General features: G+C 55.9%; 9 protein-coding genes. 3 read left to right on the top strand and 6 right to left on the bottom strand.

Annotated features, from left to right (window positions below):
- Positions 1-222: 222 nt before the first annotated feature.
- From galU to K5Q35_RS06815, 4 genes are all read right to left on the bottom strand, one after another.
- Positions 223-1,116: a UTP--glucose-1-phosphate uridylyltransferase GalU gene (gene galU, locus K5Q35_RS06830; protein WP_013963998.1), complete on the bottom strand. Its 894-nt coding sequence runs from the start codon at positions 1,114-1,116 to the stop codon at positions 223-225.
- 214 nt (positions 1,117-1,330) lie between these two features.
- On the bottom strand, positions 1,331-2,131 hold the full coding sequence (locus K5Q35_RS06825) for a manno-octulosonate cytidylyltransferase (RefSeq protein ID WP_220798982.1): 801 nt from the start codon (positions 2,129-2,131) through the stop codon (positions 1,331-1,333).
- Positions 2,131-2,931 carry a 3'(2'),5'-bisphosphate nucleotidase CysQ gene (cysQ, locus tag K5Q35_RS06820; protein WP_220798981.1) on the bottom strand — a complete coding sequence of 267 codons (801 nt, stop codon included), beginning with the start codon at positions 2,929-2,931 and terminating at the stop codon, positions 2,131-2,133. Before cysQ ends, K5Q35_RS06825 begins: the two co-directional genes overlap by 1 nt.
- A 255-nt stretch (positions 2,932-3,186) precedes the next feature.
- Entirely contained in the window at positions 3,187-3,786 is a 600-nt protein-coding gene (locus tag K5Q35_RS06815) for an alpha-ketoglutarate-dependent dioxygenase AlkB (RefSeq protein WP_220798980.1), read from the bottom strand.
- Between the two features lie 144 nt (positions 3,787-3,930).
- Between K5Q35_RS06815 and dnaK the strand changes: the two genes are divergently transcribed.
- The 3 genes from dnaK (at position 3,931) to radC (ending at position 8,003) form a co-directional block, all read left to right on the top strand.
- The gene (gene dnaK, locus K5Q35_RS06810) at positions 3,931-5,907 is read left to right on the top strand and encodes a molecular chaperone DnaK (RefSeq protein ID WP_259650484.1); all 1,977 of its coding nucleotides are present in this window, start codon (positions 3,931-3,933) and stop codon (positions 5,905-5,907) included.
- 78 nt (positions 5,908-5,985) lie between these two features.
- Positions 5,986-7,140 (top strand): molecular chaperone DnaJ, encoded by a 1,155-nt coding sequence (dnaJ, locus tag K5Q35_RS06805; RefSeq protein ID WP_220798979.1) that lies wholly within the window; start codon positions 5,986-5,988, stop codon positions 7,138-7,140.
- 101 nt (positions 7,141-7,241) lie between these two features.
- Positions 7,242-8,003, top strand: coding sequence for a DNA repair protein RadC (gene radC / locus K5Q35_RS06800; RefSeq protein WP_220798978.1), 762 nt, complete (start codon positions 7,242-7,244; stop codon positions 8,001-8,003).
- 4 nt (positions 8,004-8,007) lie between these two features.
- On the opposite strand, the gene K5Q35_RS06795 is transcribed toward radC, so the two are convergent.
- The gene (locus tag K5Q35_RS06795; protein ID WP_220798977.1) at positions 8,008-9,567 is read right to left on the bottom strand and encodes a phosphate ABC transporter substrate-binding/OmpA family protein; all 1,560 of its coding nucleotides are present in this window, start codon (positions 9,565-9,567) and stop codon (positions 8,008-8,010) included.
- A 134-nt stretch (positions 9,568-9,701) separates the two neighbouring features.
- Positions 9,702-12,416 carry a preprotein translocase subunit SecA gene (secA, locus tag K5Q35_RS06790; protein ID WP_220798976.1) on the bottom strand — a complete coding sequence of 905 codons (2,715 nt, stop codon included), beginning with the start codon at positions 12,414-12,416 and terminating at the stop codon, positions 9,702-9,704.
- Positions 12,417-12,568 lie beyond the last annotated feature (152 nt).

Below are 12,568 nucleotides of genomic sequence, written 5' to 3'. Positions count from 1 at the left end.
TTGCCGCGGCCATCCTCTTTTGCGCCGACAAGGCCGAACTTTGGGACAGCGTCAAATGAAACTAAGACCTGACGAATAATAGACGCGACAATGGAAATTGCCTGCGGTCAGGACACAGTTTTCCGTAGCCTCAGGCATGGACGCTTTTTGATTTCATTATTTATGGCAGATGAAGCCTGACTGCGGGACACAAGCAATCAGGCCTAAGGCAGTATGGCCGCGCTACTGCGCTGCCTTACTCATGCTGACGATATCATGGATGTATTCTGACAGATCATCCCGAAGGTCGTCACGGGCCAGGCCGAATGAAACGGTCGCCTGTAAAAAGCCCGACTTTGAGCCACAATCGAATCTCTGACCCTGGAACCGGTACCCATAGACACCGCTTTCCTTGTTGATCTCGGTCGCGATCGCGTCCGTCAGCTGAACCTCACCGCCGGCACCTTTCTTCATGTCGTTGAGGTTTGTCAAAACCGCAGGGGCCAGAATATAGCGACCTATGACGGCAAGGTTTGACGGCGCTTTACCGGCTGGTGGTTTCTCGACCATGCCTTTGACGCGCACCATCGACCCCATGTCCGTTTCGATATCCAACATGCCGTAAGAAGATGCTTTTTCCGGAGGCACTTCCATCGCGGCGACCATATTGCCGCCCGTTTCCTCATATGCCTCAACCATCTGCTGCAGGCACGGTTTGTCACCGGCAATGACATCGTCCGGCAAGATAACCGCGAAAGGTTCATCGGCAATCAGGCGGCGCGCGCACCAAACGGCGTGACCCAGCCCCAGCGCTTTGTGTTGTCTGATATAGGCAATTGCACCGCTTTCCATATTGGTGTTTTCGAGCATTTCCAACAGCTCTGTCTTGCCTTTGTCACGCAACGATTGCTCGAGCTGCGGCGCATGGTCGAAATAGTCTTCCAGCGCACCTTTGCCGCGAGACGTCACAAAGATGAATTCCTTGATCCCGGCGGCGCGCGCTTCGTCGATTGCGTATTGAATCAGCGGTCGATCAACGAGCGTCATGATCTCCTTCGGGACAGATTTTGTCGCGGGCAAGAACCGCGTGCCCATTCCTGCAACAGGAAAAATTGCTTTCGTTACTTTGCGCGTCATCTCGCCACCCTCGTTTGCCATATTCGTTCTTTCTTACCAATTTTCATCCTAGCCGAAGGGCCATGCAGGATGTCCATTTACCATTCTAATAAGTCGCGGATTGTTATACCTTTTAAATTGAAACACTTAGATAACAGGCATAACATCGACTTTACCCTAGGTTATTTGCACCCAAATGACCACCGCTCAGGGAGAAGACGGTAAACATCCCGAATCATTCCAATCCCATCGCAGCCATCATTGTCTCAAGGCGCGGTACATCCTCAGGGTTGTTGAGTTCCCAGAATTGCCGGCCCTTCGCCTCGACCTCAACGCATAGAACAGACCTGCCGTTTTCCATGAAGCGAAGCTGCTCAAGCCCCTCCAGCTGTTCCAGCGGACCAACTTGCCACCCCGGATAGGCCGCGAGGGCCGCAGGACGGTAAGCATAGACGCCCACGTGATGAAAAACCGGCGTTTGCGCATCTTCCGAATAGTCTTGCGACGTGAAGGGGATGACTTCCTTGGAGAAGTAGAGCGCATGATTGTTCTGCGCAAAAACCGCCGTGGTGCCACCAACCCGGCCCGCCTTGCGGTCGTTCAGAAGCCCCTGCAATGTTTCGCCGTCACATCGCAACACCGGCGTGGCGATTTCGGCCGTGGGAGCGTTCGACAGACCCGCGACCAGATCCTCGATAAACCATGCAGGCGTGAGCGGTGCATCACCTTGTAAATTCACGACAATTTCAAAACCGCCACCCAGCGTTGCGTGTACTTCGGCGCATCTTTCGGTACCATTGGCGCAATCAGGCGATGTCATCACGACCTCTGCGCCAAAGGCCTGCGCCGCGTCCTGAATACGGGTATCATCCGTGGCCACGACAACGCGGTCGATCCCTGACACGTCCATGGCCGCGCGCCAGCTGCGTTCAATCAGACTGAGCGTTTCGCCAGATGCGCCACGCAAACCGACCAGCGGCTTGCCCGGATACCGCGACGAGGCATAGCGCGCCGGAATTGCGATCAGGACAGACATCAGGCTTTGGTCAGCTCAACACCGGGGGCATAGGCGATGAAAAACGGGTTCGCATACCCGGATTTACCATAGCGCAGCGGTGACAGATCATCGAATCGAACAACATCGCCGCCTGCGCCCGCAAGAACCGCATGACCCGCAGCGGTATCCCATTCCATCGTGCGGCCCAGACGGGGATACAGATCCGCTTCACCCGTCGCCACCAGACAGAACTTGAGCGAGCTTCCGGCACTTTTCATGTCGCGCACGGCGTATTTGTTGATGTAATCATCCGTCGCCTGATCCCGATGGGATTTTGATGCAACGACCATCAACGCAGTGTTGTCCGGGGCAGAAACGGACATGGCTTTGGTGTCGCCGATGGTTTCGGGGGCAAAACTTCCTGTTTCCTCGACGGATTGACCGCTTGCATCCGTAAAGAACATCCGCTCACGTGCAGGCGCGTAGACCACGCCGCGTGTCGGCACACCACCTTCGACCAGCGCGATATTGACGGTGAAATCGCCGCGGCGCTGGATAAATTCCTTGGTGCCATCCAGCGGGTCCACGATCAGGAATGTATCGCCTGTTTGGCTGTGGGATGCCGCCTGTTCCTCAGTAACCAACATAACGTCCGGAAACGCTGCGCGGAGTCCCGCCGATATGATCGCATCGGCGGCCTCATCGGCGGCCGTGACGGGGCTTTGGTCTGATTTGGTCTGCACATCGAAGTCATCTGACTCGTAAATTTCCATGATCTTTGCGCCCGCCTCAATCGAAAGACGTCGCATGACCTGTGTCAGCTTGTTGTAATCAAACATGAATTTACCTTTTCGCAGCCCTGGCGTTTAACTTTATGCCGCCCCTTATGCGGCGAGAGTAACGGAACAGCAAGAATTCCATGACGCCCTGCCAGCTTTGAAAAGGTCTGCCTGTCCTGTTCTGAACATCGCGCGTCCAAGGGGGCGGTTTTGTTTCGGCATTCACGCTGGTCGATCTGATCTATCAATCGGCCCCACGCTCAGTGCGTTAATCCCACTACAACCCGCTTGCCGAACGTGCGATCCACATCCAGATCAGGTCACAACGCGCAGCGTCAAATTCAGACGCCCGCCCTTTTCAAGCAGACTGGAAGAGCCAAATCGAATGCGATCAACACCATGATGGGCCAGTCGCGCCACGCCGCCCATGACCACCACGTCACCCGACCGAAGCCACACCGATTGTGTCTTGCCGCCCCGTTCTGCATGGCCCATCCGAAACAGCCCCTCATCCCCCAGTGAAATCGAAACCACCGGGAATTCAAAGCTGCCTTCATCTTTGTCCTGATGCAGTCCCATGCGCGCGCCCTCGCCGTAAAAGTTCACAAGGCAGCATTCAGGCTCGCGCGCGGAACTGCTCAGGTCTTTCCACACCTGCAGCACCGACGCCGGGATCGCTGGCCACTCCTGCCCGTCGGGATGCGTCGTCGCATAGCGATAGCCCTGACGATCCGTGATCCATCCATAGTTACCTGCCGCCGTCATACGCACTGACATCTGCTTGCCACGCGGGGTTACCGGGTGAACAAGCGGGGCCGCACGCACAACGTCGCGCACATCATCCAGCAGGCGCTGTTGGGCGGCGACATCAAGGTAACCTTTATAAATATCAAAGCCCAAAACACCCAAATGCATCCCGCAATACGCCTTTGTTGCCGCAATAAAGAAAATTACATGCAGAATCCGCCTGCATAAAGAAGTGAAAGGTTGCAGCATACGAACCCCCTCCTTATATACGCTGCGAACCGCATGAAGCGTAGCGCTTTCATGTGATCATATATGGGGCAGCGGCGCCATAACGGGCCAACGCTCCGTGTCTTCGCCTTAAGCAAAAGGGATCAAAAAATGTCAAAAGTTATCGGTATCGACCTTGGAACGACCAACAGCTGCATCGCCATCATGGATGGATCGCAGCCACGCGTAATCGAAAACGCAGAAGGCGCGCGCACAACGCCGTCCATCGTTGCGTTCACAGATGATGAGCGTCTGGTAGGACAGCCTGCAAAACGGCAGGCCGTGACCAACCCGGACAACACAATTTTCGGCGTCAAGCGCCTGATCGGTCGTCGCAATGACGACGCGGCCCTCGCAAAAGACAAGAAGAACCTGCCCTTCAACGTGATTGACGGTGGCAATGGTGATGCTTGGGTCGAAGCGAAAGGCGAGAAATATTCGCCGAGCCAGATTTCGGCCTTTATCCTCGGCAAGATGAAAGAAACCGCCGAAAGCTATCTTGGCGAAGATGTCACGCAGGCCGTGATCACTGTGCCTGCGTATTTCAACGATGCACAACGTCAGGCCACCAAAGACGCAGGTAAGATTGCCGGTCTCGAAGTGTTGCGGATCATCAACGAGCCAACCGCTGCGGCGTTGGCCTACGGTCTGGACAAAGAGCAGACACAGACAATCGCGGTCTATGACCTCGGCGGCGGCACATTCGACGTCACCATTCTGGAAATCGACGACGGTCTGTTTGAAGTGAAATCCACAAACGGCGACACTTTCCTCGGCGGTGAAGATTTCGACATGCGGATCGTGAACTACCTCGCGGATACGTTCAAGAAAGAGCATTCCGTCGATCTGACACAAGACAAGATGGCACTGCAGCGTCTGAAAGAAGCGGCAGAAAAGGCCAAGATTGAATTGTCGTCCTCCAGCCAGACAGAAATCAACCAGCCGTTCATCTCGATGGGTGCAACCGGCCAGCCCCTGCACATGGTGATGAAGCTGACCCGCTCCAAGCTGGAAAGCCTCGTGGGTGATCTGATCAAGGCGTCGCTGAAGCCCTGCAAGGATGCGCTCAAGGATGCGGGCCTGTCTGCCTCCGACATCGACGAAATCGTTCTGGTCGGCGGTATGACCCGGATGCCAAAAGTGGTCGAAGAAGTCACAAAGTTCTTCGGCAAAGAGCCGCACAAGGGCGTGAACCCGGATGAAGTTGTGGCCATGGGTGCCGCGATTCAGGCGGGTGTTCTGCAAGGTGACGTAAAAGACGTCGTTCTGCTTGACGTGACACCTTTGTCGCTGGGCATCGAAACGCTGGGCGGTGTTTTCACACGCCTGATCGACCGGAACACGACCATCCCGACAAAGAAATCGCAGATTTTCTCAACCGCCGAAGACAATCAGAATGCGGTGACAATCCGTGTCTTCCAGGGTGAGCGCGAAATGGCCTCGGACAACAAGATCCTTGGTGCTTTCAATCTGGAAAATATCCCACCGGCACCGCGCGGGATGCCACAGATCGAAGTGACCTTCGACATTGACGCAAACGGTATCGTATCCGTTGGCGCGCTCGACAAAGGCACGATGAAAGAGCAGAAGATCACGATCCAAGCCTCTGGCGGTCTGTCCGATGACGACATTGATAAAATGGTCAAGGACGCCGAAGAAAACGCAGATGCGGATAAAGCACGTCGCGAGTTGATCGAAGCGAAAAACCAGGCCGAAAGCCTCATCCACTCGACCGAAAAGTCGATGGAAGAGCATGCCGACAAGGTTGATCCAACCACCGTGGAAGCGATCGAACTCGCAATTGCCGCCCTGAAGGACGAGATGGAGACAGAAAACGCCGATAAGATCAAATCCGGCATCCAGAACGTCACCGAAGCTGCCATGAAACTGGGTGAGGCGATCTACAAGGCGTCGCAGGAAGAGAACGAAGATCTCGCCGAACCTGCCGATGCGCCGCATGATGGTCAGGATGACATCGTAGACGCTGAGTTCGAGGATCTCGACGGCGACAAACGGGCCTAAGGCTCTGCGAAACCCGGAGCCACCGAACGGGCCGGCCTTACGGGCCGGCCCGTCACGTTCCATATAGGGGATATTTTCATGGCAAAACGTGATTATTACGAGGTGCTTGGCGTCTCCAAGGGCGCTTCGAGCGATGACATAAAAAAGGGGTATCGCCGCAAAGCCAAAGAGCTGCATCCCGACCGGAACAAGGATGACCCGAGCGCCGAAGCCCAGTTCAAAGAAGCGAACGAGGCCTATGAAGTTCTGAAGAACGCTGAAAAAAAAGCCGCCTATGACCGCTACGGTCACGCAGCCTTTGAAGGTGGTATGGGCGGCGGCGGTGGCGGACGTCCCGGTGGCGGCTTTGGCGGCAATCAGGATTTCTCGTCGGCTTTTTCAGATGTTTTTGACGATCTGTTCGGGAATTTTGCAGGTGGTGGTCAGCGTGGCGGCGGAAACCGTGCCTCGCGCGGCTCAGATCTGCGGTACAATCTGCAAATCAGCCTCGAAGAAGCCTTTGGCGGATTGCAGAAAACCATCAACGTTCCAACCTCGATAGGGTGTACAACCTGCAACGGTTCGGGTGCCGAAGGTGGCTCTGAACCAACCTCCTGCCCCACATGTTCGGGCATGGGAAAAGTACGGGCGCAGCAAGGGTTTTTCACGGTCGAGCGCACTTGCCCGACATGCTCCGGTCTTGGTCAGATCATCAAGAACCCCTGCAAAAGCTGCCAAGGCGCAGGGCGGGTTGAAAAGGATCGCGCACTCTCCGTCAATATCCCGGCAGGGGTTGAAACGGGCACGCGCATCAGGCTCGCCGGTGAGGGTGAAGCAGGCATGCGCGGCGGCCCGTCGGGCGATTTGTATATCTTCATCGAAGTTGCGGAACATGAATTGTTCCAACGCGATGGCACAAACCTGTTTTGCCGCGTTCCCGTGTCCATGGCCAAAGCAGCGCTTGGTGGTTCCATAGAGGTGCCAACGATCGACGGCGGCCGTGGCCGTGTTCAGATTCCATCCGGCAGCCAATCAGGGCGACAGATGCGGTTGCGGGGCAAGGGTATGCCTGCCCTTAGGGGCGGGTCTGCCGGTGATATGTTTATCGAGCTTGCAGTCGAAACGCCGGTCAATCTGACGTCGCGCCAGAAGGAACTATTGGCGGAATTTGATGAGCTGTCCGAAAACAACAACCCGGAATCATCAAGCTTTTTCTCGTCCGTGAAGAGCTTTTGGGACAGCATGAAGGGCTAGGTTCACCGGTGGTTTTCCTAATTGGAGCGGACAGATCAAGTTCGCTCCAGAATCCTGATGCTTTAACCAATCAGAAACCATGATGCCGCTACCCTGCTCCGATGAGCCAGGACCCAAATACCTTCGCCGAGGCGCCGCAAGCATTCCTGTTTGATGAGGCCGAGCCGGTCGCCGTACCTCCGGGAAAAACCCCGTCCTACATGGTCGATCACCGGCAACGGCTTCGGACGCGTTTCATGGAAGGCGGGGCAAATGCTATGCCGGATTATGAACTGCTCGAACTCGTCTTGTTTCGCGCCATTCCCCGCCGCGACGTGAAACCGCTGGCGCGAACGCTGCTTGAACGTTTCGGAGATTTCAATCGGGTGGTCACCGCCTCCCCGCAGCGCTTGCGCGACATCAAAGGCGTTGGGGAAGCCATCATCACCGAGTTGAAAATCGTTGAAGCTGCGGCGCATCGCATGGCCCGGTCGCGTGTTCTGCAACGCCATGTGCTCAGTGGATGGGACGCTTTGCTTGACTACTGCCACACGACGATGGCGCACCGCGAAACGGAACAGTTTCGCGTTCTTTTTCTGGATCGGAAAAACACCGTGATCGCGGATGAGGAACAGGCCAAAGGCACCGTGGATCACGTTCCCGTTTATCCAAGAGAGGTCGCAAAACGCGCCTTGGAACTCAACGCCAGCGCGCTCATTCTTGTGCACAACCATCCTTCCGGCGACCCAACGCCGTCGCAGTCGGATATCTCGATGACGGATCAGATCAACGCAGCCTGCCAAACCTTAGGATTGACGTTGCACGACCACCTGATCATCGGCAAATCGACCGAATTGAGCTTTCGCGCCGAAGGGTATCTTTGACCCCTTACCGCACCCAGACTTCGACCCGGCGGTTCGCCTGACGTCCCCAAACACTATCGTCACAGGCCAGAGGCATGGCCTCGCCGAACGCATCCACCTGCATATCAATCTGCATCAAATCCGCCGTTTCGGCCTTGGTACGAACAGCATCCGCAACGGAATTGGCGCGCGATAATGCAATTTCCATGTTGGCCTCTGCCGATCCCTGCCCATCACTGAACCCCACAAAAATCATCTGGCGCGCGTCAAACCGACCCTGTTCAAGGTCATGGGCCAGTTGAACGACGTTTGAACGCGATTGTGCATCCAATCGCGCCGACCCGGCCTCAAAACGAAACGAGGTGGTTAGGCGTTTCATTCCACCCAACCGCTGAACAATCCGTTGTAATTCTGACAACGGTATCTCGGCCCCGGCGGCGGCAATTGCGTTGGCAAGGCGGTCACCTTGCTGCGTGATCGGAACCTCTTCGGGTGCCTGATCCACAAACCCAGAACGCCTGATCACAGCCTGCGCTGCAGAGCTTTGCGCGAAAGCCAGAAATTCCCGCGCGACTTTGGGCAAGCGACGCGCGGGCGTGTATAAAAACATCGGCGCCGTAAGCGGATAATCCTCAGTTTTTATCGAGCGCCGCGTCGCGCGCAACACGCCCCCACAGGTGCCTTTCAAGACCAACGGTTGGGCGTTTCCAATCTCAGCGAAACTCGCAAGGCCCAGGGCAAAGGGATCACTGGCGACGGCAACAGCCATGGCATCCCCGCCTGTCACGCGGATCACATCATCAGACATGCCAAGGTCGGCAGGCGACAGAATGCCATCGTTGGCCGCCTGGGCGAGACCTGTTTGCGCGTCAGGCGCATACACGGATATCGGCGCATCAGGGCCGCCCAAAAGCGCCCAATTGTCGATCTCACCCGCAAACGACAGCGCCAGATCTAACGGAGAGATCTCTTGCACCGGGTTTTGCGGCGAAACAATGGCCAGGATGGCGTCCAGGGCAAGCACACGGGACCGGTTCTGGTCCGTCATATCCCCCATACCAGCCTCGTAGGCGCGCTGCTTTTCATCTGCGGTTATTTCGCGCAAGGACATCACCACATCCGCCTCATTGGCCAAGAGATCCGCGAAACCTTCGTCGGTGGTTGTGATTCGAAATCTGAAAACAGCGGCCCGCTTTGACGTGCCGGGGTCAGTCAGAGAATAGATAAAATGCGTGGCATCAAGGGTTTCACGCTGCGCTTCATAGCCATTGCGCTGTGCAAACCCCTCCACCAACGCGGGCATCAGTACGGAACCCATCGTTGCTGAGCCTGATATCGACAACTCCGCGACGAAGTCTTCGAGTTGCGGGCATCCGGGGCCCTCGCAGGTCACACCGCTCCCGTCGATCGTAAGCTCACCATAAATCGTATCAAGGCGATAGAATTCGCCGTCATAACCCATCAAAGCGCCCATGATCTCAATACGACCGTCGCGCGACGTTAGGGTGACGTCCTGCGCTGCGGCAATGACCGCACTGCCGAAAAGGAACAACACTGCGCCGAGTACCGCAGTTTTCATCGCCATATTGGGCCGCCCTGTGCAGTTTCTACTTAAGGGCGACTTTCAGGCTTGGCGCCGAATTATTCAACACCGGAAAGACACGTACATCCAATCAGGGAGCGGCCCAACAGGTGACTTCAGCACCCAAATCAGACCGCTCAGATCAACCGCCCGTGACAGTGTTTGAATTTCTTGCCCGATCCGCAGGGGCAAGGTTCGTTACGGCCCGGATTGCCCCAGGTTGACTGATCGCTTTCGTCAAATGCGACAGCCGTATCCGCCGTCGCCGCGACGGGCCCGGCCTCTGCCGAAATTGTGGGACCCGCGGCGGCTGCCTGCGCAGCAGCTTGTTGCGCGCGGATCTGTTCAATCATGGCCTGTTGTTCTTCTTCGGTCATCGGGCGGATTTGCGACAGTTTTTGCGTTACGTCCTCACGAAGGCTGTCCAGCATGGTTTCAAAAAGCTGGAAAGATTCGTTTTTGTATTCATTAAGCGGGTCACGCTGCGCGTAGCCGCGAAACCCAACAACCGAGCGCAAATGCTCAAGCGTCAGCAGGTGTTCACGCCACTTTGTGTCAATCGCCTGCAACAAGAGCTGCTTTTCGATGTTGCGCATGTTTTCCGCGCCGAATTGTCCGGCCTTTTCAGTCATCATGTTGTCTGTCGCCTCGACCAGACGTTCGCGGATGGCTTCGTCATCCACGCCTTCCTCCTCGACCCAGTCCATCACGGGCACATCAATGCCCAACTGCTCCTGAACCGCCGCATAGAGACCGTCGGAATCCCATTGATCGGCGTAGGTGTTCGGCGGCAGATATTGTTCGATGAAATCGTCGATGACCTGATGGCGCATATCCGTCGTGATTTCGGACAGGTCCTTGGCTTCCATGATCTCGCGGCGCTGACCAAAGATCACCTTGCGCTGCTCATTCATGACGTCGTCGAATTTCAGCAGCTGTTTGCGGATGTCAAAGTTGCGGCCTTCGACCTTTGATTGCGCCCGTTCGAGTGATTTATTGACCCAAGGGTGCACAATCGCCTCGCCCTCTTTGAGGCCAAGCGTCTTGAGGACTTTCTCCAACCGTTCTGACCCGAAGATACGCATAAGGTCATCTTCGAGGCTCAGAAAGAAGGACGACCGACCCGGATCCCCCTGACGACCGGACCGACCACGCAGCTGGTTGTCGATTCGCCGGCTTTCGTGGCGTTCCGAGGCGAGAACATACAAACCACCCGCCGCCAGCACCTTGGCCTTTTCATCGGCGTGCTGCGCCTCGATGCTGGCGCGCAAAGCTTCGGGGTCCGCATCGGGGTCTTCCGTCAGCGCATTCATGACCTGCAGATCAACATTACCGCCGAGCTGAATGTCAGTCCCACGGCCCGCCATGTTCGTCGCAATCGTAACCGCGCCGTATTTACCCGCATCGGCCACAATCTGCGCTTCCTGCTCGTGCTGGCGCGCATTCAGAACATTATGGGTAATACCCGCTTCTTTGAGCATATTGCTCAACATCTCGGATTTTTCGATCGAGGTTGTACCAACCAGAACCGGCTGGCCTTTCGCGTTGCTGTCCTTGATTTTTTCCAGCATCGCTTCGTATTTTTCGCGTGCGGTGCGATAGACCTGATCGTCTTCGTCAACCCGCGCGATGGGCTTGTTCGTCGGCACTTCGACCACGCCAAGCCCATAGATTTCCATGAATTCTTCGGCTTCGGTTAACGCCGTTCCGGTCATGCCGGACAGCTTGTCATACAGGCGGAAATAGTTCTGGAAAGTGACGGAGGCCAGCGTGATGTTTTCCGGCTTGATATCAACGCCTTCCTTGGCCTCAATCGCCTGATGCAACCCGTCGGACAAGCGACGTCCGGGCATCATACGGCCCGTGAATTCATCAATCAGAACGATGTTGTCATCGCGCACAATGTAATCCTTGTCGCGCTGAAACAGTTTATGCGCGCGCAGACCCTGATTAACGTGGTGAACGACCGTTGTGCTTTCCGGATCATAGAGCGACTGACCCTCCTCCAAGAGGCCCTGCGCGTGCAGGATTTCTTCGAGAAACTCGTTGCCCTCATCGGTAAAGGTGACGTTGCGGGTTTTCTCATCCAGCTCGAAATGCTCATCACTGACCTGAGGGATCACCACATCGACGGTCTTGTACATCTCGGAACGGTCCTGAGACGGTCCTGAAATGATCAAAGGCGTGCGCGCTTCGTCGATCAGAATGCTGTCAACTTCATCCACAATGGCGAAGTTATGCTGTTTTTGATAAATCTGATCCAGCTCGGATTTCATATTGTCGCGCAGATAGTCAAACCCAAGCTCATTATTGGTCGCGTAGGTGATATCGCTGGCGTAGGCGACGCGCTTTTCATCTTCCGGCATCTCGGAATAAGCCACACCGGTTGTCAGACCCAGCGCGCCAAAGACGCTGCCCATCCATGCGGCATCGCGTTTTGCCAGATATTCATTGACGGTTACAATATGCACGCCACGGCCCGTCAGACCGTTGAGATATGCGGCAAATGTCGCGGTCAGCGTTTTACCTTCACCCGTTTTCTGTTCGGCGATGTTACCCTGATGCAGGAACATGGCCCCCATCAACTGGGTATCAAAGGCACGCAGCCCCAAGGCGCGGCGTGCTGCTTCCCGGCAATTGGCAAAGGCTTCGGGCAACAGCGCATCGAGGCTTTCCCCCGCCAGCGCACGTTTGCGAAGCTCTTCGGTCTTTTCCTTGATCCCCTCATCACTGAGTTTTTCAAACTCAGGTTCAAGCGCATTGATCTGGGCAATGACAGGACGGGTCGCTTTAACTTTACGGTCGTTGGGCGAGCCAAAGATCTTTTTTGAAATAGTTCCGATGCCCAGCATGCGTTCTCCAGCCGAAGTGATACGGGCAGGTGCTGATCTGCTTGCTCGTCTGCGACGCAGCCCATAGAAAGTTATTAAACGCTACACTCTTGCAGCGCCACACGCGGGATGTAAGGGTCGCGCCAAACCGTGTCAATGTCGCGCCCCGTCGC

The organism is Roseobacter sp. OBYS 0001, assembly GCF_019654895.1.
GTDB classification, from domain to species: Bacteria; Pseudomonadota; Alphaproteobacteria; order Rhodobacterales; family Rhodobacteraceae; genus Roseobacter; species Roseobacter litoralis.
This window is presented reverse-complemented; position numbering and strand designations above follow the sequence as displayed.

What these genes read in the sequence shown, in the direction of transcription:
- secA (WP_220798976.1), bottom strand. Translation starts at nt 12,416, where the DNA reads ATGCTGGGCATCGGAACTATTTCAAAAAAGATCTTTGGCTCGCCCAAC.
- K5Q35_RS06825 (WP_220798982.1), bottom strand. Translation starts at nt 2,131, where the DNA reads ATGTCTGTCCTGATCGCAATTCCGGCGCGCTATGCCTCGTCGCGGTAT.
- cysQ (WP_220798981.1), bottom strand. Translation starts at nt 2,931, where the DNA reads ATGTTTGATTACAACAAGCTGACACAGGTCATGCGACGTCTTTCGATT.
- galU (WP_013963998.1), bottom strand. Translation starts at nt 1,116, where the DNA reads ATGACGCGCAAAGTAACGAAAGCAATTTTTCCTGTTGCAGGAATGGGC.
- dnaK (WP_259650484.1), top strand. Translation starts at nt 3,931, where the DNA reads ATGGGGCAGCGGCGCCATAACGGGCCAACGCTCCGTGTCTTCGCCTTA.
- dnaJ (WP_220798979.1), top strand. Translation starts at nt 5,986, where the DNA reads ATGGCAAAACGTGATTATTACGAGGTGCTTGGCGTCTCCAAGGGCGCT.
- K5Q35_RS06815 (WP_220798980.1), bottom strand. Translation starts at nt 3,786, where the DNA reads ATGCATTTGGGTGTTTTGGGCTTTGATATTTATAAAGGTTACCTTGAT.
- K5Q35_RS06795 (WP_220798977.1), bottom strand. Translation starts at nt 9,567, where the DNA reads ATGGCGATGAAAACTGCGGTACTCGGCGCAGTGTTGTTCCTTTTCGGC.
- radC (WP_220798978.1), top strand. Translation starts at nt 7,242, where the DNA reads ATGAGCCAGGACCCAAATACCTTCGCCGAGGCGCCGCAAGCATTCCTG.